Origin of the sequence: Pseudomonas gingeri, from assembly GCF_013385425.1 — a bacterium.
Classification (GTDB): Bacteria; Pseudomonadota; Gammaproteobacteria; order Pseudomonadales; family Pseudomonadaceae; genus Aquipseudomonas; species Aquipseudomonas gingeri_D.
The window spans coordinates 124604-148765 of sequence record NZ_JACAQA010000015.1; the positions used below are offsets into that span (position 1 = coordinate 124604).

The 24162-nt window shown below is 61.8% G+C and carries 22 protein-coding genes and 1 pseudogene; 10 read left to right on the top strand and 13 right to left on the bottom strand.

Translation table 11 applies throughout. The features are described from left to right. The first annotated feature begins 25 nt into the window (after nucleotides 1-25). Nucleotides 26-235, top strand: a complete 210-nt coding sequence (locus tag HX830_RS18850; RefSeq protein WP_103495101.1) for a hypothetical protein — start codon at nucleotides 26-28, stop codon at nucleotides 233-235. Nucleotides 236-407: 172 nt separating this feature from the next. Here HX830_RS18850 and HX830_RS18855 read toward each other — a convergent pair whose 3' ends face one another. The 3 genes from HX830_RS18855 to HX830_RS18865 form a co-directional block, all read right to left on the bottom strand. Continuing rightward, a complete protein-coding gene (locus HX830_RS18855) occupies nucleotides 408-1556 on the bottom strand; it encodes a MalY/PatB family protein (RefSeq protein ID WP_177101833.1) in 1149 nt (382 codons plus the stop codon). Between the two features lie 92 nt (nucleotides 1557-1648). Then, nucleotides 1649-3229, bottom strand: a complete 1581-nt coding sequence (locus tag HX830_RS18860) for a sensor domain-containing diguanylate cyclase (RefSeq protein ID WP_177101835.1) — start codon at nucleotides 3227-3229, stop codon at nucleotides 1649-1651. Between the two features lie 233 nt (nucleotides 3230-3462). Further along, nucleotides 3463-5088, bottom strand: a complete 1626-nt coding sequence (locus HX830_RS18865; RefSeq protein ID WP_177101837.1) for an NADP-dependent glyceraldehyde-3-phosphate dehydrogenase — start codon at nucleotides 5086-5088, stop codon at nucleotides 3463-3465. Nucleotides 5089-5265: 177 nt separating this feature from the next. Between HX830_RS18865 and HX830_RS18870 the strand changes: the two genes are divergently transcribed. Further along, entirely contained in the window at nucleotides 5266-5895 is a 630-nt protein-coding gene (locus HX830_RS18870; RefSeq protein ID WP_103495097.1) for a LysE family translocator, read from the top strand. A gap of 149 nt (nucleotides 5896-6044) precedes the next feature. Here the strand turns inward: HX830_RS18870 and mrdA are convergent, their stop codons facing one another. From mrdA to HX830_RS18895, 5 genes are all read right to left on the bottom strand, one after another. Then, complete coding sequence (gene mrdA, locus HX830_RS18875; protein WP_103495096.1) at nucleotides 6045-7937, bottom strand: penicillin-binding protein 2; 1893 nt, start codon at nucleotides 7935-7937, stop codon at nucleotides 6045-6047. Nucleotides 7938-8300: 363 nt separating this feature from the next. Continuing rightward, nucleotides 8301-8780 carry a hypothetical protein gene (locus HX830_RS18880; RefSeq protein ID WP_177101839.1) on the bottom strand — a complete coding sequence of 160 codons (480 nt, stop codon included), beginning with the start codon at nucleotides 8778-8780 and terminating at the stop codon, nucleotides 8301-8303. A 210-nt stretch (nucleotides 8781-8990) separates the two neighbouring features. Further along, complete coding sequence (locus HX830_RS18885; protein ID WP_177101841.1) at nucleotides 8991-9704, bottom strand: ABC transporter ATP-binding protein; 714 nt, start codon at nucleotides 9702-9704, stop codon at nucleotides 8991-8993. After that, nucleotides 9701-10546, bottom strand: coding sequence for an ABC transporter permease (locus HX830_RS18890; RefSeq protein WP_152741384.1), 846 nt, complete (start codon nucleotides 10544-10546; stop codon nucleotides 9701-9703). Before HX830_RS18890 ends, HX830_RS18885 begins: the two co-directional genes overlap by 4 nt. Nucleotides 10547-10580: 34 nt before the next feature. Then, entirely contained in the window at nucleotides 10581-11573 is a 993-nt protein-coding gene (locus HX830_RS18895) for an aliphatic sulfonate ABC transporter substrate-binding protein (RefSeq protein ID WP_177101843.1), read from the bottom strand. Between the two features lie 375 nt (nucleotides 11574-11948). Here HX830_RS18895 and HX830_RS18900 point away from each other — a divergent pair, with 375 nt between their 5' ends. Both HX830_RS18900 and HX830_RS18905 read left to right on the top strand, forming a co-directional pair. Then, a complete protein-coding gene (locus HX830_RS18900) occupies nucleotides 11949-13073 on the top strand; it encodes an MFS transporter (RefSeq protein ID WP_103495091.1) in 1125 nt (374 codons plus the stop codon). Nucleotides 13074-13180: 107 nt separating this feature from the next. Then, nucleotides 13181-13564, top strand: a complete 384-nt coding sequence (locus HX830_RS18905; protein ID WP_103495090.1) for a nuclear transport factor 2 family protein — start codon at nucleotides 13181-13183, stop codon at nucleotides 13562-13564. A 49-nt stretch (nucleotides 13565-13613) separates the two neighbouring features. Here HX830_RS18905 and HX830_RS18910 read toward each other — a convergent pair whose 3' ends face one another. Further along, complete coding sequence (locus HX830_RS18910; RefSeq protein ID WP_177101845.1) at nucleotides 13614-14579, bottom strand: aliphatic sulfonate ABC transporter substrate-binding protein; 966 nt, start codon at nucleotides 14577-14579, stop codon at nucleotides 13614-13616. 169 nt (nucleotides 14580-14748) lie between these two features. Between HX830_RS18910 and HX830_RS18915 the strand changes: the two genes are divergently transcribed. The 5 genes and pseudogenes from HX830_RS18915 to HX830_RS18935 all read left to right on the top strand — a co-directional run bounded on the left by HX830_RS18915 (nucleotide 14749) and on the right by HX830_RS18935 (nucleotide 18325). Beyond that, nucleotides 14749-16293 carry a hypothetical protein gene (locus tag HX830_RS18915; RefSeq protein ID WP_177101847.1) on the top strand — a complete coding sequence of 515 codons (1545 nt, stop codon included), beginning with the start codon at nucleotides 14749-14751 and terminating at the stop codon, nucleotides 16291-16293. A 7-nt stretch (nucleotides 16294-16300) separates the two neighbouring features. Next, nucleotides 16301-16384: pseudogene (locus tag HX830_RS18920) on the top strand (gamma-butyrobetaine hydroxylase-like domain-containing protein); the annotation flags it as partial. Nucleotides 16385-16447: 63 nt separating this feature from the next. After that, on the top strand, nucleotides 16448-16798 hold the full coding sequence (locus HX830_RS18925; RefSeq protein ID WP_177101849.1) for a gamma-glutamylcyclotransferase family protein: 351 nt from the start codon (nucleotides 16448-16450) through the stop codon (nucleotides 16796-16798). A gap of 93 nt (nucleotides 16799-16891) precedes the next feature. Continuing rightward, on the top strand, nucleotides 16892-17638 hold the full coding sequence (locus HX830_RS18930; RefSeq protein WP_103495087.1) for an SDR family oxidoreductase: 747 nt from the start codon (nucleotides 16892-16894) through the stop codon (nucleotides 17636-17638). Between the two features lie 111 nt (nucleotides 17639-17749). Further along, nucleotides 17750-18325: a GNAT family N-acetyltransferase gene (locus tag HX830_RS18935; RefSeq protein ID WP_177101851.1), complete on the top strand. Its 576-nt coding sequence runs from the start codon at nucleotides 17750-17752 to the stop codon at nucleotides 18323-18325. Between the two features lie 6 nt (nucleotides 18326-18331). Here the strand turns inward: HX830_RS18935 and mapR are convergent, their stop codons facing one another. From mapR to HX830_RS18955, 4 genes are all read right to left on the bottom strand, one after another. Then, nucleotides 18332-19750 (bottom strand): GntR family transcriptional regulator MpaR, encoded by a 1419-nt coding sequence (mapR, locus tag HX830_RS18940; protein WP_177101853.1) that lies wholly within the window; start codon nucleotides 19748-19750, stop codon nucleotides 18332-18334. Between the two features lie 52 nt (nucleotides 19751-19802). After that, nucleotides 19803-21215, bottom strand: a complete 1413-nt coding sequence (ccoG, locus tag HX830_RS18945; RefSeq protein WP_177101855.1) for a cytochrome c oxidase accessory protein CcoG — start codon at nucleotides 21213-21215, stop codon at nucleotides 19803-19805. Nucleotides 21216-21421: 206 nt separating this feature from the next. Next, entirely contained in the window at nucleotides 21422-21661 is a 240-nt protein-coding gene (locus tag HX830_RS18950; protein WP_177101857.1) for a DUF3203 family protein, read from the bottom strand. A gap of 71 nt (nucleotides 21662-21732) precedes the next feature. Further along, the gene (locus HX830_RS18955) at nucleotides 21733-21891 is read right to left on the bottom strand and encodes a hypothetical protein (RefSeq protein ID WP_177101859.1); all 159 of its coding nucleotides are present in this window, start codon (nucleotides 21889-21891) and stop codon (nucleotides 21733-21735) included. A gap of 251 nt (nucleotides 21892-22142) precedes the next feature. Here HX830_RS18955 and HX830_RS18960 point away from each other — a divergent pair, with 251 nt between their 5' ends. Then, complete coding sequence (locus HX830_RS18960; RefSeq protein WP_177101861.1) at nucleotides 22143-24140, top strand: alpha-1,4-glucan--maltose-1-phosphate maltosyltransferase; 1998 nt, start codon at nucleotides 22143-22145, stop codon at nucleotides 24138-24140. The last annotated feature ends 22 nt before the right edge of the window (nucleotides 24141-24162 follow it).

Genomic DNA, 24162 nt, shown 5'->3' on the forward strand with positions numbered 1-24162 from the left:
CCATTATGTTGATGAGGAGATGGCTATGAAGGATGCGTACATTTACGACAACGGGGATGAGTTTCCGATCAACAATCGGCTGCGTTGCGGCCAGACGGCCTATGTGGCGGAGTTTGGTGGGGAGGTGCCGGTCGAGGCGGCTGAGGTCAAGTCCGTGAGGCCCGCGCCCACGCTGCTGGTCAAGCCACCGTATTTTCCCAAGGCGGCCAAGCCGCGTTTGAAAAAGCACGCCTGACCCCGTTCAGCCAGGTCTGAACACGGTCCCTGTAGGAGCCGGCTTGCTGGCGATGGCGGTATTCCAGGCGACGGCGATGTCGACCATCGGATCGCATCGCCAGCAAGCCGGCTCCTACAGGTTGTGTGGTGTCTTCAAGAGCCCATTTCCGTAGTTGGCCGGCATCGCGCTTTCAGCGCCGACGCAAACTCTGCTCCATCCGGCTGATGCCTTCCTCCAGCAAGGCCCTCGGGCAACCGAAGTTCAAGCGCACGAACTGCTGCGCGTCGTCGCCAAACTCGATCCCCGCGCTCAACCCCACCTTGGCCTCTTCGAGGAAAAACCGGTACGGGTCCGCAAGCCCCAACGCGCTGCAATCGAGCCAGGCCAGGTAAGTCCCTTGAGCCGGGTGCAGGACCACACCCGGCAACCGGGTTTCCACCGCGTGTTGCAGGTAGTCGCGGTTGGCCTGCAGGTATTGCACCAGGCCAGCGAGCCACGGCCCGCACTCGGTGTAGGCCGTGCAGGTGGCTTCCAGCCCCAGGGCATTGACGCTGTCGACCATCCCCCCGCGTGCCGCGTTGAAGCGCTCGCGTACCGCCGGATCCTGGACAATGGCGTAAGCAGTCTTCAGCCCGGCGATGTTATAGGCCTTGCTCGCCGACATCAGGGTGATGGTGCGCCTGGCGATCTCCGGGCTCAGGGAGGCGATCGGTACATGACGACGGCCATCGAAGCAGAGGTCGGCATGGATCTCGTCGCTGATAATCAGCGCGCCCTGTTCCAGGCAGATATCCGCCACCTGTTGCAGTTCTTCCCGGGGGAAGACCTTGCCCAGCGGGTTGTGCGGGTTGCTCAGCAGCAGCGCGCCGCCGCCTTGCAAGGCGGTACGCAGGGCACCGAAGGGCGTGACATAGTCACCCTGGACATCGCGCTCGAACGCCAGCTCGACTTTCGGCAGGTTCCAGTGACCCGGCGCCAGGCGCAGCGGGCGGTAGTTGGGCGTCTGCACCACGACGTTCTGGCCCGGTTGCACAAACGCGCGCAGCGCCATGTTGAAACCCGGTTCGACCCCTGGGAGGAAAATCAGCTCCTGGGGCTCCACGTACCAGGCGTACTTGGCCCGGAGGTCGGCGACGATGGCCAGGCGCAGGGCGTCCTGGGCCACGCTGTAACCCAGTTGCGGGTGTTCCAGGCGTTTGTGCAGGGCTGCGGTGATCGCGTCCGCCACTGGCAGGTCCATATCGGCCACCCACATGGGCAGGACGTCGGCCGGGTAGCGGCTCCACTTGGTGCTGCCAGTGTCGCGGCGGTCGATCAGCGTGTCGAAGTTGAAGGTCATGCTGGTGGTCAAACTCGAAAGAAATCCCCGAAAGCGTCGGGTGTTCGTGGCCTGGGACGGCGGTCCGATGCGTGTCGCCAGGGGGCGTCAGTCTAACTGTTCGGCATATCCGGTGGGATCTCGTCATCGCTGCGCACCACTCGGTTGCGCCCGCTATCCTTGGCCCGATAGAGGGCCTGGTCCGCCGCCTGGAGCACCTGGCTCACGGTCTGCCCGCCCTGGGGCCAGCCGGCCACGCCCAGGGAGATGGTCACCGGGATGCCGTTCGGGCTTTCGGTATAGGCCATCGTCGCCCGCAAACGCTCGGCCACCAGGGCCGCCTGGGCCAGTGGCGTGGAGGGCAGCAGCATAAGGAACTCCTCGCCACCCTGGCGGCAGAGCACGTCGCTTTCCCGGGAGTGGCGGCGGATCTGCTGGGCCAGGTGTTGCAGCACCAGGTCGCCGGCGCTGTGCCCGTAGCTGTCGTTGACCTGCTTGAAGTGGTCGATATCCAGGGCGATCAGCGAGAACGGCTGGCGGCGGCTTTCCCAGTCGTCGAGGATCAATTGCAGGCCACGGCGGTTGGTCAGGCTGGTCAGAGGGTCGGTGACGCTTTCCTGGTTGAGCTTGCCCAACTGCTGGTGCAGTGACATCAACGCTTTCTGCATGGTGTTCTTCAGCTGGGCGGCTTCGTAGTACCAGGCCCGCACCTTGCTCACCGACTGGGCGGCGGTAGATGAACCCCAATACTGCGTGGTATTGGCCAGTTGCCAGAGCGGTTTGCTGATCAGTGTCGAAATCCACCAGATACCCAGCAACGACAGGAGCAACAGCGGCACGGCGTAACCGGCGACTTCCAGCATCAACCGCTGCAGGCCTTCCAGAGTGATGGCGGTAGGCCGCTGGCTGATCACGCCCCAGCCGATCCGCGGCACCGGGGCATAGCCGGTGAGCATGTCGACGCCCTTGGAGTTTTTCAACCTCAGGCTGCCGGTTTCGCCGGCGATCACCGCGTCGATGGCCGGGTTGCCCTTGATCACGTCGCCGACCCGCGCCGGGTCCTGGTGATAGATCAACTGGCCCTGGGGGTCGACCACATAGAGGTAGGAGCCGTCACGGTAGTATTGTTCGCCCAGCAGTGAGTGGAGGATGTTCGGTTCGTTGAGGTAGATACCGGCGCCCAGGTAGCCGAGGTAGTTGCCATCACCGTCGAAGATCGGATGCGAGATCTGGATCATCAGGTGATTGTTGGCCCCGACATAGGGGCTGGAAATATAGGGTTGGCGCGCCAGGCTGGCCTGGCGAAAGCCTTCGCTTGCGGAAAAGGTGCCGGTCAGGTTCATCGAGGTGGGCGAGGAGGCGATGATCTTGCCGTCCGCGCGGATGACGATCACCGAGTTGAAGCTGCCGGTCTGGCGGCGCAATCGGTGCGCTTCCTGCCACAGTTGGTCCGGCTGGTCCCAGATCGCGGGGAGCAGTTCGCTGCTGAAGGCCAGTTGCTGCTGGGTCGACTTGAGGAAGTTGTTGGTGGTGTTGGCCAGCTTCAGGGCATAGATCCGATTGGCTTCCAGGGTCTGTTCCATCAGGAAGTTGCGCTGGGTCTGGTAGCTGGCGAAGAAAAGATTGCCGGCCGTCAGGGTGACGGCGGAAAGCGACAGCAACAGGATCAATCGGCGGAGGTCGATGCGTGGCATGGATTTCTTATGAAAATAATGGCGGGCGCGGGCAGCCTGAGGAGCAATGATAGATCAGAGCGCTCGGCAGCCCTAGCCCAGGCATGAAAATCCCGTGCCATTGCGCCCCTGTAGGAGCTGGCTTGCTGGCGATAGAAGCGACGCGGTTTGCTATCAGAGCGCGTCGCCTGGATCGCCGGCAAGCCGGCTCCTACAGGGGGGGGCGGTTTCCAGGCCGCGCCGCCCGGGTGGCGTCAGAAGATGTAATCGGTGGTCAGGAAGGTCGACTCGCGGTTATGGATGATATCGCTGATCAGCGCCTTGTTGCTGTCCTGGAACTTGGTGGCCACCAGGGTGCGGATCGAAAACACCCGCAAGGCATCGTGCACCGAGAGCGTACCTTCGGCCGAGTTCTTGCGTCCGTTGAACGGGTAGGTGTCCGGGCCGCGCTGGCACTGGGCATTGATATTGATCCGTCCGACCTGGTTGGCGAAGGTGTCCACCAGCCGGCCGACCTGGGCGGGATCGGTGCCGAAAATGCTCAACTGCTGGCCGAAATCCGACTCCAGCACATAGTCGATCACGGTTTCCAGATCCCGGTAGGGCACGATGGGCACCACCGGGCCGAACTGTTCTTCCTGGTACACGCGCATTCCGGCATTCACCGGGTACAACACCGCCGGGTAGAAGAACGAGGCGCGGGTCTGGCCGCCATTGGGGTTGATCACCCTGGCGCCCTTGTCCTGGGCATCGGCCACCAGGGCCTTGAGGTAGTCGATCTTGCCGGCTTCCGGCAGGGGCGTCAGCGCCACGCCATTGTCCCAGGGCATGCCCGGCACCAGGCTTTGCACCTTGCGGTTGAATTTCTCGATAAAACCTTCGATCACGTCCTCGTGCACGAACAGGATCTTCAGCGCGGTGCAGCGTTGGCCGTTGAACGACAATGAGCCGGTGACGCATTCGTTGACCGCGTTGTCCAGGTCGACCTCGGGCAGCACGATGGCCGGGTTTTTCGCATCCAGGCCCAGGGCCGCGCGCAGGCGGTGGGGCTTGGGATGGAGTTTCTTCAGGTCGCTGGCGGCCTTGTTGGTGCCGATAAAGGCGAAGATATCGATCTTGCCGCTGGCCATCAGCGCACTGACGGTTTCCCGGCCGCTGCCATAGATCACGTTGATCACCCCGGCCGGGAAGCTGTCGCGGAAGGCCTCCAGCAGCGGGCGAATCAGCAGCACGCCGAGCTTGGCCGGCTTGAATACCACGGTGTTGCCCATGATCAGTGCCGGGATCAGGGTGGTGAAGGTTTCGTTCAGCGGGTAGTTGTAGGGGCCCATGCACAGGGCCACGCCCATGGGCACGCGGCGGATCTGGCCGAGGGTGTCCTGCTCCAGCTCGAAGCGGCTGGAACGGCGGTCGAGTTCTTTCAGCGCATTGATGGTGTCGACGATGTAGTCGCAGGTGCGGTCGAATTCCTTCTCGGAATCCTTGAGGTTCTTGCCGATCTCCCACATCAGCAGCTTGACCACTGCTTCGCGCTGGACGCGCATGCGCCGCAGAAAGGTTTCGACATGCTGGATGCGCTCGGCCACGCGCATTGTCGGCCATTCGCCCTGGCCGCGGTCATAGGCGTGAACCGCGGCGTCGAGGGCGGTGAGGGCGGTCTCGGCATCGAGCAGCGGCGTGCTGCCGAGGATCACCTGCTCATCACCGTGGGCGGTGGCGAGGTACACCGGGCTACGCACCTGGGCCAGCGGGCCGTCCCACGTGCGCAAGGTGCCATTGACCAGGTATTCGCGTTGCTCCAGCTGGCCTTCGAATCGGTACTTTTCCGGGATGTCCGCGGCGGCGGGAAACAGTGAGTCGAGCAGCTTCTGGTCGGTCATGGGGCGATCACCCTGTCTGATGGAAAGGACGCTGAAACGCTTCAGTGCTTGAGCCTGTTTTATCACGAAACAGCTTAGTCGCGTCCAGCGCAAACGACGGGCTGGCGTATCGGCGGTTGAAGCGCGGCGGGGCTGGCCGCAGAATGACGCTTATTTTTCATTTTCAAGGCGACCTTCATGACGCTGGCAACGTTGCTCCTGTTCCTGATCAGCTCGGCGGCGATCATCGCCATGCCCGGCCCGACGGTGCTGCTGGCTTTGCACAACGGTTCCAACCACGGTGTGCGGGCGGCGGCCTGGGGCATGGGCGGGGCGGTGTTGGCCGATGCGCTGCTGGTGACGGCGGTGGCCTGTGGCCTGGGGATTTTGCTGCAGGCCAGCGAGACGTTGTTCCAGGCTGTGAAGTGGCTGGGGGCGGCGTATCTGGTCTGGCTGGGCTGGAAGATGTTTCGTTCGACCGGGACCCTGGCCGAACTGCCGGTTGAGCAGGGTTCGAAGCGCTCCGTCGGCTTGTTCATGCGCTGTTTCGTGGTGGCGCTGACCAATCCCAAGGCGCTGCTGTTCATGTCGGCGTTCCTGCCGCAATTTATCGACAGTACACAGCCGCAGTTGCCGCAATATGCGCTGCTGGCCATGGTGCTGACCTTGCTCAATGTCAGCATCATGTTGTTTTACGCGTTGTGCGGGGCGCGCTTGTTGAGTCGCTTGCAGGGCGGACATCTGCGGGCGTTCAACCGGGTGACGGGTGGTTTGTTGATGACCTTGGGCGGGGTGTTGGCGTTTTATCGGCGGGGGGCTGCGGCCTGATGAGTGAGGGTGTTCTTGAAGGCCTCTTCGCGGCGGTGCGGCGTCCCGACAAGCTCCGCTCCCACAGGTTCTGTGTCGTACGCATTATTTGAGTTCGACTCGAACAGTGTGGGAGCGGAGCTTGCCCGCGAAGAGGCCAGCAGACTCAACTAAACCTTCGGATCCTCATGGGGCTTGAGCGGCCGCGCATACTCCGGCTTGAGCTTCCCATCCTTGTCCAGCAGCCAGGCATCAAGAATCTCCCGCACCACGGGCCCGGCGACCCGGCCACCGGCCTCGCCGTTCTCGATCATCACCGAAATCACGATCTGCGGGTCTTCCGCCGGGGCAAAACCGACGAACAAGGCGTTGTCGCGATTACGCTCCGAGGTCTTCAAGCGGTCATAACGCTCCCCCTGCTTGATCGCCACCACCTGCGCCGTGCCGCTCTTGCCGGCAATGCGATACTGCGCACCCACCGCTGCCGCCCGGGCGATACCGCGCGGATCGTGCATCACCAACTGCATGGCGTAGTTGACCTGTTCCCACTGCCGGGGGTCATGCAGCACGATATTGGGAATCGGATTCTGGTCCACCGGCGCCACCTGGCCGATGCTCCGGGCCAGGTGCGGACGATTCCACACGCCCTTGTTGGCGATCAGGGTCGTGGCCTGGGCCAGTTGCAGCGGCGTGACCTGCATATAACCCTGGCCGATGCCGAGGATCACCGTCTCTCCGGGGAACCAGGCCTGGCGCCGGGTCGTGCGTTTCCACTCGCGTGACGGCATCAGCCCCGGCGATTCCTCGAACATGTCCAGGGAGACCTTCTGGCCGACGCCGAACTTGTTCAGGTAATCGTGCAGGCGGTCGATGCCCAGCTTGCTCGCCAGGTCATAGAAGTAGGTGTCGTTGGAACGCATGATCGCCGCGTTCAGGTCGACCCAGCCGTCGCCGCTGTGGTTCCAGTTGCGGTATTTGTGCTCGACATTGGGCAACTGGAAGTAACCGGGGTCGAACACCCGGGTGCTGGGGGAGATAACCCCGCTGTCCAGGCCGGCGATGGCCACTTCCGGCTTGATGGTCGAGCCCGGCGCGTAGAGCCCGCGCAGGGCGCGGTTGAACAGCGGACGGTCGAGGGAATCGCGCAGGGCCGAATAGTCCTTGGCGCGGATTCCGGTGACGAACAGGTTCGGATCGAAGCTCGGCTTACTGACCATCGCCAGCACTTCGCCGGTCTTCGGATCGATGGCGACCACTGCGCCACGACGGTCTCCGAGGGCCTTCTCGGCGGCTTCCTGCAGATTGATATCGAGGCTCAGGACGATGTTCTTGCCGGGAATCGGATCGGTGTGCTTGAGCACCCGCATCACCCGGCCCTGGGCGTTGGTCTCGACTTCCTCGTAGCCGACATGGCCGTGCAGTTCGTTTTCGTAGAACCGCTCGATGCCGGTCTTGCCGATGGACTGGGTGCCCCGGTATTCCACCGGGTCCAGCTGCTTGCTTTCCTTTTCGTTGATCCGCCCGACGTAACCCACCGAATGGGCGAAGTGATCGCCCAACGGGTAATGACGGACAAACTGCGGCTCGACCTCGATGCCCGGCAGCTTGAACTCGTTTACCGCCAGCAGGGCGATCTGCTGTTCGGTCAGTTCATAGAGCAGGGTCACCGGCTCGAACGGATGGCGCGACTGCTTGAGGACCTTGGTGAACATCGACCGGTCTTCTTCCGGCAGGTTGAGCACGTTCATCACCGTGTCCAGCACTTGGCCGACATCACCGGCGCGTTCGCGGGTCAGGGTCATGTTGAAGCTGGGCTGGTTGTCGGCAAGCACCTGGCCGTTGCGATCGAGGATGAACCCGCGTTCCGGCGGGATCGGCAGGACGTGGACGCGGTTGTTTTCCGAGACGGTGGAGTTATAGGAAAACTCGGTCACCTGGAGGAAATACAGGCGGGCGACCAGGCTGCCGGCCAGCCCCAGGACCAGGATGCCGCAGGCCAGCAAGCGCTTGTTGACCAGGCGCTTTTCGTTCTCGTGATCCTTGATATGAATGGGATCGGTCATGAGGAACCTGTGTTGTGCAAAGAAAATTGAATATGAACGGAGCTGCTAAGAGAGAAAATGTATAGGTGGCTATTTAAATCGGCGCACACGATACCAAGAAGCGCCCGCTTTCGGGGCTTTATTGACGGTTGATCCGCCAAAAGGTTTGGACGACGGGACTGGATCGGTGAAGTCGATCTTCCGTCGATTTGTCGGAAAGTGCCAGAGGAGGCGCTTGTTTAGCCCGTGGGGGGTAGGGTGATTGTAAGTAGGTCGATACAAATGAGCGAAACGAAAGGGCGGGCACTCCGCTCCGGGAGTAAGTCGAGCCCGCTTTTTTTGGCCGGGGAGCTCTTGATCAACGGTGCTTGCTGATGTGCTCGTTCATACTTGCAGATTATCTCTTGTCATCCTGAAGTGCCCTTTTGGAGCCAGGCGCAACGCTCGATAGACACTTTCAAATCGACCGTCGATCGTCCCTGTTTCCAGATCGAGAGACAGTGTCGTTTCTCCGGCGTCGGCTGCAACCGTCTGGACACCATAAAAACCTTCCGGCGCAGGAATCGAATAGGTATGGCCCATCGATAGCAACTTATGATCACCCAACTTGAGCGTTATATTCTCGAAAGGGCCTCGTTGGTAGTCGATGATGATTTGGAAGTAGAAGTAGTTTTCTTGCTCGGGTGTTCCCGTCGAGCCGGAAAGCACCCAGTACCTCTGACCCGAACCAGGGGGGAACTCGCCCAAGCCGAAACTCGTTCTTTCTGCGTAAGTCTCTGGCCCGTTATCAATGCGCCAGACGAATCTGCCAGCGTGCTGGGGGGAATGTCCTTTTTTGGGAAGATAGAGAATGGAGGGTTCCATGGCAATGTCCTTTTATAGGCATAATCAGGAGTAGGGTCGGTTATCCGACCCTGAGCAAGTTAGTGCCGATAGAGGTTGGCCGTCTACTGTCAAAAGTGACAGGTTTAAAAAGAGCGAAGTTTATATCCGTTGGATATTAAGGCCGGACAGTAAGGGCAGTAACTTGCCGTTCTCTGGCACCCGAGGCCCTATCATTGATAGCCCATTGGGCTAGATCACATGGGCCTGCTGCAGCTCGGTCAGGGCACGGGCCCTGAGCTCTGCCAGCAATGGCGTCCGTCGATCACGGGGGTGGGCCAGCTTCACCGACAGTTCCTGACGAATCGAGCCGGGACGGTTGCCCATGACCAATACCCGGTCACTCAGGTACAGCGCCTCGTCGATATCGTGGGTCACCAGCAACAGGGCGATGGCGTGGCGGTCGGCCAGTTGCAACAACAGATCCTGCAGTTTCATCCGGGTGAAGGCATCCACCGCGCTGAAGGGTTCGTCGAGCAGCAGGATCCGTGGTTTGGAATACAATCCCCGGGCAATCGCCACGCGCTGGGCCATGCCGCCGGAGAGGGCCTTGGGCAGCGCCTGGGCGAAACCGCCGAGCCCGACTTCCTCGATCAGTTGCGCGACCCAGGCCCGGTCGTAGTGGTCGTCTTCGCTGAAACCGATGTTCTGTTCCACCGTCAGCCAGGGCATCAGCCGGGGTTCCTGGAACACGAAGGCGATCTCCGCGGTGTGTTGTTGCAGCGTGCCTTGAAAGTCCTTCTCCAGCCCGGCGACGATCCGCAACAAGGTGCTTTTGCCGCAGCCGCTGGGGCCCAGCAGGCTCACGGTTTCCCCGGCCGCCAGCTCAAGGCTCAGGTGTTCCAGCACCCTGTGCCGGGCGAACGTCTTGCGTTCCACATGAATGTGCAACAAGGTCTCGCTCATGTCCGTCGCTCCGCGTCTTCGCCTGTGAAGGTATCGCGCCAGGCCAGGAAGCGTCTTTCCAGGCCCGCCAGTACGCCGTCGCTCAATTTGCCCAGCACCGCCAGGACGATGATGGCCGCCAGCACGATATCCGGCCGTGAGGTTTCCCGACCATCACTGAGCAGATAGCCCAGGCCCTTGGTCGCGGCGATCAGCTCGGCCGCCACCAGAAACATCCAGGCCAGGCTCATGCCGCTGCGCAGACCGGTGAACAGGCCGGGCAGGGCGGCGGGCAGGAGGATGCGACGGACCAGGCGATAACGACTGAATCCGAGCATTTGCCCGACTTCCACCAGCTTGCGGTCGATGTCGCGAATGGCCGCCACGCCATTGAGGTACACCGGGAAAAACGCACCGATGGCAATCAGCACGATTTTCGAGGTTTCGTCGATGCCCAGCCACAACAACAGCAGCGGCACCCAGGCCAGGCTCGGGATCGAGCGCAAGCCGGCGAAGGTGGGCTCCAGGTAGGCTTCGGCTTCCCGGCTCAAGCCGACCCAGGCGGCAAACACCAGGGCCAGGCTGGTGCCGATGGCAAAGCCGAGCAATACCCGCAGCAGGCTGGCGCTGATATGTTTCCACAAGGCGCCTTCGGCCAGGTCCCGCAGGGTCAGGACGATTTCGCTAGGCGCTGGCATCTGGTAGGACGGTATCCAGCCGACCCGTACCACCACTTCCAGCACGACAATAATCGCCACCGGCACGGCCAGGCCCTTGAGATTGCGTTTCCAGCGGCGCGCGCGCAGGGGGCCGCGCGCGGATATCGGGAGGAGTGCGGGGAGGGATTTGCTCTTGCTGGTCATGGGCACTCCTGACGCGGACCCTGGGCGAGGCGATTCACTGCTGGGCGACAGCGGCATTGTTGAAACGGGTGTCGATCAACTGGTCGATCACTTGATCGACGTTGACGCCACGGCGCACCAGTTCCTCGGACACCAGGATCGGCGCTGCCGCTTTTGACGACGCCAGGTCCGGCGGGCCGAGGCGGGCATTGCTCAGGTCGGTACGTGACAGTTGCAACTGGGCGACGTCCAGCGGCAGGCCGGACTCGGTTGCCAGCAATTGGGCCAGTTCCTGGGGATTGTGCAGTGCCCAGTCACGGGCTTTTTCATAGGCGGCTAACACCGTTTCAATGGCTTTCGGATGTTCCTTGGCGTAGGTCTCGGTGACGCTGATCACGCCGTAGCTGTTGAAGGCAGGATTGCGATAGAGCAGGCGGGAGCCGGCCTGGATCTGGCTGGCGGCCATGTGCGGGTCGAGCCCGGCCCAGGCGTCGACATCACCTTTTTCCAGGGCGGTGCGACCGTCCGGGTGTTGCAGGTGGACCAGTTCCACGTCGTCTTTGCTCAAGCCGGCCTGTTGCAGGCTGCGCAAGGTAAAGAGATACGGATCGGTGCCCTTGGTGGCGGCGATCTTCTTGCCCTTGAGGTCGGCGAGGGTCTTGTAGGGCGAGTCCTTGCGCACCAGCAGCGCGGTCCATTCGGCGCGGCTGTAGACATAGACCGATTTGATCGGACTGCCGTTGGCGCGGCTGAGCACCGCCGCCAGACTGGCCGAGGAGGCAAAGTCGACGCCGCCGCTGTTCAGGTATTCCAGGGAACGGTTGCTGCCCTGGCTGAAGACCCAGGTGACCTTGGTCTGGGGCAGGGCTTTTTCCAGCCAGCCGAAATGCTTGAGCACCAGGCTGACGGGGGAGTAATAGGCATAGTCCAGGTGGACTTCGGCCGGGACGGTTTCGGTGGCCTGGGCCAGGGGTTGCAGGCCCAGCGCCAGCGCCGCGGCGGCGGCCAGCAGGCGGGCGACCTGGGTGATCGGATTGAGGGATTTCATCGGGTGCTCCAGGGAGAGGGACTGCGGTGCTTATTTCGGAATAAGCAGTCATGACTCCGATGAGCTGCTTAAAAGGAATAATGCAGGCTCTGTGCCAGTTGCCTGGAATGCGGACCTGCAGGCGCTGGCTTGCCGGCGATGGGGCTAGCGAGGCTTGCGGCGTCTGATCAGTCGCTATCGCCAGCAAGCTAGCTCCTGCAGTCGAGCGTTCAGACCGTTGGGAGGGGCAGTACGGATGGGTGTTGTCTTGTGAACACTCTGTTGAAGCGCTGTTGCTCCAGCAACACCGCAAACAGATTGCACAAAAATATTGTCAGCGATTGTTTCAACCCGGCATGCTGGTGGGCTTCTTCCCCCTGCGGAGACCCGTCCCAGATGCCTGCCGTGGCTGCTCACCCGACCGATTCCGCCTCCCGCCGTTCCGCCACCGTCCTGGCCCTGTGCCTGCCCAGCGACGTACTGCTTTACCTGTTGCTGCCGATGAACACCCAGGCCTTTGGCGTGACCCTGGCCCAGGCCGGGGTGTTGCTGGCGGCCAACCGACTGGTGCGGATCTTCGGTTACAGCTATGTGCTGCGTTATTACGCCCGCCACGGCGACCGCTCGACCCTGATGCTGGCGGCCGGGGGCAGTGCGTTCTGTGCCGTGGGTAACTCGCTGATTTCCGGCTTCGGCTGGTTATTGCTGCTGCGCCTGGTCTGGGGCCTGGCCTTTGCCGCGATGAACCTGTCCACCCAGGTGCTGGCGACCCTGGAACCCAGCGGTGCCGCGCGCCGGGCGGGGCGTTCGCGGGGAGTGATCGCCATCGGCCCGATGCTCGCGCTGGCCGTGGGTGGCTGGTTGAGCCTGCACTTCGGGCCTCGGCTGATTTTCCTGCTGCTATCCGGCGCATCGCTGATCGGGCTGTGGGTGGCGCGTGGGCTGCCGACGGTGGGGCATGAACTGGCAGCACCTTCCGGGCGGCGCTTCAAGCGGCCGGACAGCGTGGCGATATGGTCCTTTGTCGAGGGCGTGGCGCTGGATGGGCTGTTTATCTTCGGTTTGTCTTTGCAGGCCTCCGCGGTATTGGGTGGCAATGCGGTGATCATTGCCGGGCTATTGATGGCCTTGCGTTATGCCTCGGAAATGTTCCTCAGTCCTGTGGGCGGTCGCCTGGCCGACAGTTATGGCGTGGTGCGCATGTTGCTGCTGTTCTCGATCCTCAGCGGCCTGGCCCTGGCCGCTTTCGGCAGCCACTGGCTGATCCTTGGTGCCGGCGCCGTGCTGATTCTGCGGGCGTTGCAACTGCCGCTGGTGGTGACCCTGGTGGCCGAGCGCAATCCGGGGGGCGGACGGGTCCAGGCCCTGGCGTCGAATGCGGTGTGGCGTGATATCGGTGCCGGTGTCGGACCGTTGCTGGCAGGGGTGCTGTTGCCGGTGGCCTCGGCCAGTTGGGTGTATTCCCTGGCCGGCCTGGCGATAGCCCTGAGTGCACTGGGCTGTGTGGTCTGGCGGCGTTAGCCGATTGGTACCGCACAGATCGGTCGGAATGGACCTTTCCATCGCCGCTCGCCGACCTTAGCCTCGCTGGGGTGATGAATGCCGATCACCCCAGCCAGGAGCTGACCATGCCGAGCCTTGAAACCCTCGAACGCTTTATCGCCCAGGTCGAGGCCAATGCCCACGCCGAAGCGGTCGAAGCCTTCTACACCGCCGATGCTTCCCTGCAAGAGAACCAGGAGCCGCCGCGAGTCGGGCGTGACTTTCATGTCGCCAAGGAGCGGGCGATGATGTCCAGGGTGCGCTCCATGAGCTCGACTTGCGTACGCCCGGCCTTTCTCAATGGCGATCATGTAGCCATTCGCTGGATTTTCCGCTTCGAATGGGCCGACGGCAGCGTGACCCGCATGGAGGAAATCGCCCACCAGCGTTGGGAGGGCGAGCGTATTGCCGAGGAGCAGTTTTTCTATGATCCGCAGCAACGCATTCCTGTCCCCCGATCACTCGATTGAGTGTCGTAATCAGTCTGCTGTCCTGGTGCGAGGTCGTGTGTTCGCCTGATCAGGGTTGCCAGATACCGACGTCCCGGGTGTTGATCTTCTGCGGTAGCAGACCGGCCGCGAGGAACGCATCGGCGATCTGCTGCTGTTCGCTCAACTGGTCGGCCGTGACCGCCTGCACGTCATAGCTGCGATGGCGGTTGGCGGCCTCGACCGTTGGCGCATCCAGGTTGCCCCACAGCGGGCCGAGGATCTCGGCGGCGTCTTTGGGATGGGTCTTGATCCAGGCCCCGGACTTTTGCAGTTCGGCAAACACCTGCTTCAGGACTTGCGGATGGGACTGGGCGTAGGGCGTGCTCGCCAGGTAATAACGTTTGTAGTTTGCCAGGCCCTGGCCGTCGGCCAGGGTGCGGGTCGGCAGTTGTCGTTGGACGCCGCTGAGGAAGGGTTCCCAGGCGACCCAGGCATCGACCTTGGCGTTTTCGAACGCGGCGCGTCCGTCGGCGGGAGTCAGGTAGGCGGGCGTGATATCGCTGAACTTCAACCCGGCCTTGGTCAGTGCCGCGATCAGCAGGTAATGGCTGCCGGCGGCCTTGGTCACCGCGATTTTCTTGCCCTTGAGATCGGCCAGGGTCTTGATCGGCGAGTCGCTCTTGACCACGATCGCCTGGGCTTCGGGGGATGCCGCCTCCTGGGCGAAGTAGGTCAGTCGGGCCTTGGCCGCCTGGGCAAACACCGGCACCGTATCGGCGACGTCGGCACTGATATCGACATTGCCCACGTTCAACGATTCGAGCAGGGGCAGGCCGCTGGGGAACTCGTGCCAGCTGACGTCGATATGCTCCTTGGCCAGGGCTTTCTCCAGGGTGCCCTGGCTCTTGAGCAAGGTGATCAGGGTCGAGGATTTCTGGTAGCCGATGCGCAGGGTTTCGTTGGCGTCGACGGTGGCGGCGGCCAGGGACAAGGCAATGGCCAGTGCTGAAAGCAATAAGCGGGAACGGGTAATGCCGGGAACCAGGGCGACCATGGACACCTCGCAAAGACAGCAGTGAGAAGGGCGGGGCCGGTGGTCCGGTTCTTATAGCCTATAAGTACCTAATGTCACTTCGTAAATAACTTGTTCGTCTAACCATAGACGCTGCTTTGGATAAGATGGCAATCTGCCGCTTCAGTTGCTCTTAAGGGAAGATCCATCAATGGACCAGCGTGTCGCACGCTTGAAAACCTCAAAGGATGCTTTGGTCTTGGCGGGCAATGCCCAGTGGCGAGGCAATACTTTGATTGAGACTCAGGCATTGAGTCGGGCAAAGGAGCTCAAAGCTGCAGAGGAAGGTTTTGTCAGCCCCGTCGAGCAAGCTATCGCCTTCGCGCTTTATGCCTACGAAGAAGAGATGACTCGGCTTAAAGGGCGGTCATCTCCTGCCAACAGGATCAGAGGTCTGTTCGCCAAACTCGGTCCGCTGCCAGCTGTTGAGGCGCTTGCACTACGTCGACCATCCAGTGGTTTCGCCGCATTGGAGAAGGCCGGTTCGCAAGAGTTGAGTTTTGAAACCGTGCTTGATCGGTTCCCTGAGTTCTTTTCTGAGGCCGCAGTGTTCGCGGCTCGTTCCCGTTTAGCGGGCCAGGCCTTAGGTTTTCTTGATATCTCCTCAGTGGATATCGAGGATGGGTCGCCGCCGGTGGCGGATGATGTCGCGCGGCGAATGTTCGAGGGATTCAATGCGCCGGACCTGGATTTTTACCTGTCATGGAAACCGCGTTACCAGCAGACTGTAGACTTGGTTCGCGAGGCTATTGCCCGCGGGCAGACAGAAGATATTTTTGATCTTGTCTGGAAGACCAAGGACAACAATGTCAGTAACGCCGGCTCAGGAATGCCTTCATTCGCGCTCATTGATGCGCTGAAAGACAAGCTGCTTGCAGTGATTGAAACGATAGCCGAAGACGCAAGTCCCGAATGTTTTGACGCCATCGTCGAACGTTTTACCAAATGGAGGCAAACGGGTGAACTCAAGGCCATTCCACGCCTGTTGATCGCTCGTGCATTTGCCACGCTGCATCCTGAGTTTTATCCGACAACGGTAGACGCGACAGTTCTGGACAAGGCGCTGGAATGGTTTCGTGTCCACACTGGATTAGCAACGCTGGACAGTGAGAACTGGGCGTTCAAAGCGCGTTGGTTGAGCCAGCATCTGGACAGCCTGTGGTGCTTCAATGATGACTTGCAACGCAACATGTTTCCCTGGTTCGTGCTCGATCAGATAAGGGGGTATAGACAAGTGGGGGAGCCTGAGGGGGCTGCGCCAGATTACAAACCGAGACCCTCAAGTGCATACGCAGAATTACCGGCCAGTGTTCGCAAAATACGTCTGCGGCACAACGATCTCCAGGAGGCGCTGTACAAGCAGTTGTGCCAGATATACCCCAAGGAACAGGTCTGGTGTGAGCGCCCTACAGGTTCGGGTGGATACGCAGATATGCTGGTCACTCGGCCGGGGGCCGGCTGCCTTATCTATGAAATCAAGGTAAGCCACACAGCATTGGGCGCGGTGCGTGAGGCCCTTGGGCAGTTGCTCGAATATGCCTATGTAGATTCCGAACACGGTTTCGAGGCGGATGAGCTGATTATTGTTGCCGAGCCAGAACTCGACTCCAAGACTGCTGAGTATCTTGCTCGGCTCAATGCGCAGTTCCAACTGAAACTACGGTATCAACACCTGATAATACCAACTGACCAGTAAGCTCGGTCAGGGCTATGGTGTCCAGCTGGTGTTCGATGACGGGCACCAGCAGGGCATCTATCCCTGGGCGTATTTGCGGGAGTTGGGCTGACCGACTCGGCATCCGGGCGCGGAGCGTTTAGACTGTCTCACCTCTTTGACAGACGAGGCCTTCATGACCGATTTTACGGCAACACCGGTACTGCTGTTTTCCTACGGCACCTTGCAGGACAAGGCTGTGCAACTGTCCAATTTCGGGCGCGAACTGGCGGGCAGCGCCGACCGCATGCTCGGCTATGCTCAATCCTGGGTCGAGATCACCGACCCCCAGGTCCTCGCCACCAGCGGCAAGACCCACCATCCCATCGTCCGTCCCGGCAGCCCCGAGGACAGCGTGAGCGGCATGGTGTTCCAGATCAGCACCGAAGAGCTGGCGGCGGCGGATGCCTATGAAGTCTCCGACTACAAACGCGTCTTGGTCCGTCTGGCCTCCGGTCTGGATGCCTGGGTCTATGTAAGCGTTTAGTACCGCGCTTGCGACCTTTGGCGACTACACAAATAAGGCCGTCGACAGGTATGCTTTTGCGGCAAGTTACAGGTTGAACGAGGGAACGGGTTCATGGACAAAGTCATCGTCATCACCGGCGGCAGTCGTGGTATCGGCGCCGCCACCGCGCTGCTCGCCGCGCAACAGGGGTATCGCATCTGTATCAACTACCTGGCGGACGAGGAGTCGGCCCTGCGGGTGCTGGAACAGGTGCGCGGGCTGGGTGCCGTGGCCATTGCCGTGCGCGCCGATGTCAGTACCGAGGACGAGGTGATCCGCCTGTTCAACCGGGTGGACGCCGAGTTGGGGCCGGTCACCGCCCTGGTCAATAATGCCGGGACCGTCGGGCACAAGTCTCGGGTCGATGAAATGTCCGAATTCCGTATCCTGCAGACCCTGAAGGTCAACACCCTCGGGCCGATCCTCTGCGCCAAGCATGCGGTGCGGCGCATGTCGCCACGCCATGGTGGCCAGGGCGGCAATATCGTCAATGTATCCTCGGCGGCGGCGCGTCTAGGCTCGCCCAACGAATACGTGGATTACGCCGCCTCCAAGGGCGCGGTAGACACCTTCACCCTGGGGTTGTCCAAGGAGCTGGCGGGCGAGGGCATTCGCGTCAATGGCGTGCGTCCTGGTTATATCTATACCGAGTTCCACGCCCTGAGCGGCGATGCCGACCGGGTCAGCAAGCTGGAATCGGCCATTCCCATGGGCCGTGGCGGTCGCGCCGAAGAAGTAGCCGAAGCGATTATCTGGCTGCTCTCGGACAAGGCCTCCTATGCCACCGGGACCTTTATCGATCTGGCAGGTGGACGCTAAGTCGGTTTTTGCGCCAGGCATGTCGCTCGGGCACAACGCCCCGTCGAGTAGACACCGCACACTGTAACGCTGCTGCCAGGGCTTTACCTGGCCCGTTACAGGGACCCCCGAATGACCGTTATCTTTCGTCCTGCGCTACGCTCGGACGCCCGCGAGATTGCCCGCCTGTTCCAGATTTCCTCGGAAGGGGCCTGCGACTATATCTGGAGCCAGTTGGCTGAAGGCGATGAGTCCTTGCTGGATGTCGGCGAGCGGCGTTATGCCCGCGAGGGTGTGGATTTTTCCTATGAGAACTGCTGGATGGCCGATGCGAATGGCCAGGTTATCGGCATGTTGCACAGCTATCCGATGTTTGAAGATCCGCAGGCAACGCCGAGCAGCGATCCGGTGCTGGCGCCGTATGCCGATCTGGAGATTCCCGACACCCTCTACATCTCCAGCCTGGCCTTGCACGAGGGCTGGCGTAACCAGGGCCTGGGCGCGCGCTTTCTTGAATATGCCCGCCAGCGCTGCCGGGCGCTTGAGCTCAAGGGCCTGAGCCTGATCGACTATGCAATGAATACAGGTGCCTGCCGTTTCTATCAGCGTCATGGTTTTACGATCGTTGGCGAATGTCAGATCGTGCCGCATCCAATGATTCGGGTGACCGGCGCGGCGTATCTGATGCACTGGCCCTTGGCGCAATAATACGGCTCACTGCTCCAGCAACGACCGCACAATCCGTCCCAGGGTCTCCATCGCCTGCTCCGACACCTCGCTCCACGGGCTGCCGTAATTCAGGCGGATGCAGTTGCGAAAGCGCCGGGTCGGCGAAAAGATCGGCCCCGGGGCGATGCTGATGCCCTGGGCCAGGGCGATCTGGAACAGTTTCAGCGAATCCATCTGTTCCGGCAGTTCCAGCCACAGGAAGTAACCGCCGCTCGGCTGGCTGACCCGGGTCTGCGCCGGGAAATAGCGGGCAATCGCCGCCAGCATGGCGCTCTGCTGTTCCTCCAGGGCATAACGCAGTTTGCGCAGGTGCCGGTCGTAGCCGCCGTTTTGCAGATAGTCGGCCAGGGCCGCCTGGGCCGGCATCGAGGCGCACAGCGAGGTCATCAGCTTGAGCCGTTCGACCTTCTGCGCATAACGTCCCGCCGCCACCCAGCCGATGCGATAACCCGGCGCCAGGCTCTTGGAAAAGGAGCCGCAGTGCATCACCAGGCCTTCGGTGTCGAAGGCCTTGGCCGGTTTTGGCGCCTGCTGGCCGTAATAGAGCTCGGCGTAGACATCGTCCTCGATCAGCGGCACCTGATGCAGACGCAGCAGTTCCACCAACTCCTGCTTCTTCGTCTCGGGCAGCGTCGCGCCCAAGGGGTTCTGGAAACTGGTCATGCACCAGCAGGCCTTGATCGGATGGCGCTCCAGGGTCTGGGCCAGCACCCCGAGGTCGATGCCGTCGCGCGGATGCACCGGGATCTCCACCGCCTTGAGCTTGAGCCGTTCCAGCACCTGCAGGCAGGCATAGAAGGCCGGAGCCTCGATGGCCACCAGGTCGCCGGGCTCGGTGACGGCTTGCAGGCACAGGTTCAACGCTTCCAGGGCACCGTTGGTGATCAGCAGTTCCTCCATGGGCAGCATCAGCCCGCCGACCATATAACGCAGGGCGATCTGCCGGCGCAGTTGCGGGTTGCCCGGCGACAGGTCGGTGACCACCATGCGCGGGTCCATCTCGCGGCTGGAGCTGGCCAGGGAACGGGACAGGCGTTGCAGGGGAAACAGCGTCGGGCTCGGGAAGGCCGAGCCGAAGGGCACGGTGGCGGGGTCCTTGATGGAGTCCAGCACCGAGAACACCAGTTCGCTGACATCGACCTCGGTGGACTCGCTGACCTGGCTGCTGATCGCCGGCTCCGAGAACGAGCTCGGCGTGTGGGCGTTGACGAAGTAGCCGGAGCGCGGTCGGGCACGGATCAGGCCGCGGCGTTCTAGCAGGTAGTAGGCCTGGAACACGGTGGACGGGCTGACCCCGTAGGTCTGGCTGGCATAACGCACCGACGGCACGCGCTGGCCGGGGCCGAGGACGCCGGTGCGGATCAGTTCAGCGATGTCGTCGGCGAATTTTTCGTAGCGTTTCATGGCAACTCTGGCGTTCGGGTTGATCGGCATCGGCGTTCGGGATTCTAAGGCATCAACGGTTCAGCGGGGCGACAAAGCGGCTCTTCGCCACGCTGTAGACCTCGGGCTCGTCGCTGTCGACCACCTTGAAACTCAGCTCCTGCGAGCTGCTTTTCGGCCTGTCGCCGAGCATCGCCACCGACACCGGCAGGTCGGCGATTTCGCCCGCCGCCAGGTTCAGTTCGGTCTTGCCCTGCAACTGGAAGCCCTCGCTGTCCAGTAGCTCCAGGCGATAGCGCTGGGGCTGCTGGGTCTTGTTGATGACCTTGAGGCTGTAGATATTCTCGATCTGCCCCTGGCTGTTTTCCCGGAACAGCCCACGGTCCTTGCTTACGTCCAGCGAGACCATGGGCCGTTCCACCAGAGCCAGGGCCAGCGCACCGATCATGATCAGCAGCACGGCGCTGTAGCCGATCAGCCGTGGGCGCAGCAGATGGGTCTTGCCACCCTGCAACTGATGCTCGGAGGTGTAGCTCACCAGGCCACGGGCGTAGCCCATCTTGTCCATGATCGAATCACAGGCGTCGATGCACGCCGCACAGCCGATGCATTCCATCTGCAAGCCGTCGCGGATATCGATGCCGGTGGGGCAGACCTGCACGCACATCTGGCAGTCGATGCAGTCCCCCAGGCCGACACTGGCCGGCGCCACATCACGTTTGCGCGGCCCCCGGTTTTCACCTCGGGCGGGGTCGTAGGAGATGGTCAGGGTGTCCTTGTCGAACATCACGCTCTGGAACCGCGCATAGGGGCACATATGCATGCACACCGCTTCCCGCAGCCAGCCGGCGTTGATGTAGGTGGCGGCGGTGAAGAACAGCACCCAGAACAGGCTGACGCCACCGATCTGCAGGGTCATCAGTTCCTGGGCCAGTGGCCGGATCGGCGTGAAGTAACCGACAAAGGTCAGCCCGGTCAGCAGGCTGATACCCAGCCACAGCGTGTGTTTGGCCGCGCGCCGGGCCAGTTTGTTCGGGCCCCAGGGCGCGGCTTGCAGTTTGATGCGCTGGTTGCGCTCGCCCTCGGTGACTTTCTCGCACCACATGAACAGCCAGGTCCAGGAGCTTTGCGGGCAGGTATAACCGCACCAGACCCGCCCGGCGAACACGGTGATGGCGAACAGGCCGAAGGCGCAGATGATCAGCAGGGCCGAGAGCAGGATAAAGTCCTGGGGCCAGAAGGTCGCACCGAAGATATGGAAGCGGCTTTCGGCGAGGTCCCAGAGCACCGCCTGGCGGCCGCCCCAGTTCAGCCACACGGTGCCGAAAAACAGCAGGAACAGAAAACCCGCGCCACCCAGGCGCAGGTTACGAAACAGTCCGCTGAAGCTGCGGGTATGGATCAGTTGGTCGGTAGATTTGGCCTTCATCTTTGGACGCAAAGGCTCAAAGGTTTCAACACTCTGGACGGGGATTCTCTCGCTCATGGTCTTTCGCTCGTCAGCCTCCATCAGGCCTGGGCACTATGCCGAGCGAACTGTTTGCATAACAGACTCAGGTATTTGAATAAAAAGCGGATCAGATAGGCGTGGGTGAGGGCCTGCGACAGCTTGTCCTACCCCGTGCCGCTCCCTGCCATCGTGCCCTGTGGCGCCGGGCGTAAATGCCGGGCGCCGGTGCTGACACAGGTCAATCAAATCACCGAATCACCGTCACTGGCCTTCACATGATGGCGGCCGTCGAAGGCACCGGCGACGGTCAGGGCGTCGGCTTGCGCTTCGGTAATCCAGATGAACCGACCGTCCAGTTCGGCGCGGGACATGCTTTTATCGTCGTCGGTACTGATGCGCACGGCGCTGACCGGCCCGTGGAGGCGGACATCGCCTTGCTCCAGGGCACAGGTCTGGTTCGAGGATTCGATATGCACGGGCATGGTGCTCTCCTTATGTTCAGGGGACGGCGCGGTTGGGGCGACATTCCCGTCTATGCTTCAGGCGCGCCGCTTCAGGCGATCACCGGGGGCATGGTCGTCGGTGGATCGATCCTGGGCGGCGGCGTGCTGCCCGGCGGTTCCTGCTCGGGGATCGGCTGTGGCTCCGTTGGTGGCAGGGTCGGTTTGTCGATATTGGGATCGGGCGTTTCTGCCGGAATCGGAATATTCATGAAGCTGGCCTCCTTTATGCGTGCTTCAGATAGGCGCCCTGTTATGTGTCAGGGCACTCCGTATAACGGTGGACCCTGCCCGAGTGCTTTTGACTCCCGCTTTATGACGAGTGGAGTTTCCCGATAAATCGGTCTGAACTTTTATTCCGGCAGTAGGCTCCGAACTGAAGTGACCTTGTTTCAGGATGAAGCCGGTTGCCATGCAGATTACGCAGAGTAGAGCGTCCATGGGGCGTAAGGAGTGATGCTCGATGTCAGCTGATAAACCGTTGGACGAGGAGGGCACCGAAGTCCTGCCCTTGTCCCAGGCCTTGCTGCTGCCGCGCATCGCCATCGAAGACGTGGTGCCTACCGTCGATGGCGGGCAGTTCGCGGTCAAGGCGGTGGCGGGGCAGGAACTGGTGGTGAGCGCCAAGGTGTTTGCCGACGGCCACGACAAGCTGGCCGTGCTGTTGGCCTGGAAAAACCTGGGCGACGCCGACTGGCAACGCACCGCGATGACCGATAAAGGCAACAATGCCTGGCAGGGCCGCTTGCGGGTCGGCGACCAGGGGCGCTATGTCTATCGGATCGAGGCCTGGATCGATCAGTTCGCCAGCTTCTGCTACGAACTGGAGAAGAAATTCGTCGCCGGTGTGCCCATCGATCTCGAATTGCAGGAAGGGCGGGCGCAAGTGCTGCACGCCATCGAACGCAGTCATGAAGAGGTGGCCATGGGCCTGACGGCCTTGCATGAGGAATTGCTGCATCTGTCGAACGATGGCCAGGTCGAGCGCTTTCTCAAGGCCACCACGGCGCGGTTGATGCGCAAGGCCGATCACCATGCCTACCTCAGCCGCAGCTACGACTATCCGCTGGAGGTGGAGCGCAGCCTGGCGCAGTTCGCCAGCTGGTACGAACTGTTTCCCCGTTCGGTCACCGACCGGGCGTCCCGTCACGGCACCTTCAATGATGTGCACAGTCGCCTGCCGATGATTCGTGACATGGGCTTCGACGTGCTGTATTTCCCGCCGATCCATCCTATCGGTCGCAGCTACCGCAAGGGCCCGAACAATGCCCTGGTTGCCGGCCCCGACGATCCGGGCAGCCCTTATGCCATTGGCAGCGAGGAGGGTGGGCACGAGGCGATTCATTCACAACTGGGCAGTCGCGAGGATTTTCGCCGGTTGGTCAGTGCCGCGGCCGAGCACGGCCTGGAAATCGCCCTGGATTTCGCCATCCAGTGCTCCCAGGACCATCCCTGGTTGCAGGAGCATCCGGGCTGGTTCAACTGGCGGCCGGACGGCAGCATCAAGTACGCGGAGAACCCACCGAAAAAATACCAGGACATCGTCAACGTCGATTTTTATGCCGCCGAGGCGATTCCCAGCCTCTGGGTCGAGCTGCGGGATATCGTCCTGGGCTGGGTCGCGGAGGGGGTGAAGATCTTTCGTGTCGACAACCCCCACACCAAGCCGCTGCCGTTCTGGCAGTGGTTGATCGCCGATGTGCGCGGCGTCCATCCCGAGGTGATCTTTCTCGCCGAGGCGTTCACCACGCCGGCAATGATGGCGCGCCTGGGCAAGATCGGCTATTCCCAGAGCTACACCTATTTCACCTGGCGCAACACCAAGGCTGAACTGACCACCTATTTCACCGAGCTGAACCAGTCGCCCTGGCGTGATTGCTTCCGGCCGAATTTCTTCGTCAACACGCCGGATATCAACCCGGCCTTTCTCCACCATTCCGGGCGTGCGGGATTCCTTATCCGCGCAGCGCTGGCCACCATGGGCTCGGGGCTCTGGGGCATGTACTCGGGATTCGAGCTGTGCGAGTCGGCGGCCTTGCCGGGCAGGGAGGAGTACCTGGATTCGGAGAAATACGAGATCCGTCCACGGGACTTCAGCGCTCCGGGCAACATCATCGCCGAGATCGCCCAGCTCAATCGTATCCGTCGCCAGCACCCGGCCTTGCAGACGCACCTGGGGTTGCAGGTCTACAACGCCTGGAACGACAACATCCTGTATTTCGGCAAGCGCACGGCGGACCTGGAAAGTTTCATCCTGGTGGCGGTCAGCCTTGATCCCCATAACGCCCAGGAAGCGCACTTCGAATTGCCCTTGTGGGAATTCGGCCTGGCGGATGATGCCGCCACCCGTGGCGAAGACCTGATGAACGGCCACACCTGGACCTGGTACGGCAAGACCCAGTGGATGCGTATCGAGCCGTGGCACCAGCCGTTCGGGATCTGGCGGATCACCAGGATCTGACGCTGTGTCCCCTCGCCACAAT